This is a genomic window from Aliiroseovarius halocynthiae, assembly GCF_007004645.1.
Taxonomy (GTDB): domain Bacteria; phylum Pseudomonadota; class Alphaproteobacteria; order Rhodobacterales; family Rhodobacteraceae; genus Aliiroseovarius; species Aliiroseovarius halocynthiae.
In genome coordinates, this window is record NZ_ML660039.1 from 1 (window position 1) to 1,917 (window position 1,917).

Consider the following 1,917-nt stretch of genomic DNA (forward strand, 5'->3'; position numbering starts at 1 on the left):
CGTGATCGCCTTCACGCTTTGCAGCTGATCGCGGTGCAGGTAGCTGGCCTTTTCTTCCAGCACGCCATTGTCGATCTTATGGCTCAGGCGCACATCGGCATGCGGGTAGAGCAGGACCTCTTCCGCGGTGCCCTGGCCGAAGTTGCGGATCTCGACCGCGCCCAGATAAAGCGTGGTGTTTTCGCTGCCAACAACGCCCTCGATCTTCTTCAGGCGGGTGCCATCCGCGCCATAGACATAGCGCGTATCGGTGCCGTTATGCACGACCGAGAGCGGGCGGTTTTCATTGTCATAGGTCATGGACTTGCCGCCCAGGCCCTGTGTCATGTTGCCGTTTGCGTCATAGGTCAGCGATGTCGATCCGGTCGGGGTCACGATCAGATCCGGGGCGTGTTTGCCCGGGGCATAGCTGTAATCCCCCACGCGGCTGTTGGTGCGCATGCTACCCGCCATGTCATAGGCAAAGCTTTGGTCGTAATCGGCCACGCCTGACTGGTTTACCGCCGCCAGAAGACGCCCCGCATAGTCATAGGTGTAAGCCATGTCGCCTTCGTCGCGCTTGGCATCCTGTGCGGTCACGCGACCCGTTGCGCTGCGCGTATAAGCCGTGAAGTCGATGATGCCGTGGGTCGGATGCGCCACGTCGACCCGGTTCAACCAGCCGCGGTCTGCGTTGTACTGAGAGGTGGTCTGCACGCCATTGCCATAGGTGACATTGGTCGGGTTACTGCGCAGATCATAGCTGACATTGGTGATGTAAGGCCCAAAGGATGTCATCCGTCCAGCAGCATCATATTCATAGTCGGGTAGGGTTTTGGTGGTCTCAGATCCCGGAAGATAGGGCAGCGTCTGCGTGCGTAGTGCTCCGGTTACGCGATAGGTGAAGGATTGCTCGAACGTACGGCCATCAACCGTGTCGGTCTGATAGCCAAGCTGCCCGTTCTTGGCATAATCACGGGTGATTGTATGCACATCGCCATCGGTCGGGTTCCAGACCCGCTGTGTGGTCAATTGCCCGACATTGAACGCGCCGGTCCGGGGTTCGTCATAGGTGAAGTGCGTCTCGACGCGGTCTGCACCTGTGCCCACGGTTTTGCGGCTCACACGGTTCAGCGCATCATAGGCAAAGCTGATTTCTTGCGACTTGGCGTCCACCTGACGGGTCAAATTGCCATTCGCGTCATATTCCATGGTCCACAGGCCCAGCCCCGGATCATTGGCCTGAATGCGGTTGCCAAAGCTGTCATAGCTATAGGCCCATGTCGCGCCAATCGGATCCACAACACCTGTCAGGCGACCAGCATTGTCATAGGTATAATATGTAAGACGGCCCGTGCCGGTCCCCGCCGCAACATCAGTGCCTTGCAGATCATTCTGCGCCATGCGGATCACGTTCCCCGCCGCATCCACCGAGTTGCGCACCAAGCCGCACAGGGTCGCGTCATCATCATCAAAGCAATGCTCGTTTCGCGTCACCGTCGTCGGCCAGCCGGCTGTCATGCCGCGATTGTCCGTAAACCGCTCATTAGCATAAGCCACGGTCGAATATGTGCCATCCGGGTTGGTCTTGCGGATCAGGCGGCCCAACGGGTCGTAACCATAAAGGGTTCTGAGGTGCTGCGCTACAGGCGTTCCCATAATATAGGGCGCGGTCTCATGGTTCAGCTGGCCGCGCATATTATGGCCGCGCTGGACAACAATCTGATCCTTGGGGGCCGATGTAGCACCGCTTTGCATCACTTTGTGGATCTCTCCAAACGCGTTGAAGTATTCGCGCGTCTCGGTGATATCCGATCCAGCAATCGTTGATCCCGATGGCGAGACCTTGCGCACATGTTGTGACTTGGGGTTGCCCAGATTATGATAGCTGGTGACCACATAAGACCCGTTAGGCAGATCCCGCCGTACCTCGCGGCA

Annotated in this window: 1 protein-coding gene; it reads right to left on the bottom strand. The window is 58.2% G+C overall.

Annotation, left to right across the window (positions count from 1 at the left end; genetic code table 11):
- On the bottom strand, window positions 1-1,917 hold a 1,917-nt coding region (locus FIL88_RS16560; protein ID WP_142854994.1), incomplete at both ends, for an RHS repeat domain-containing protein.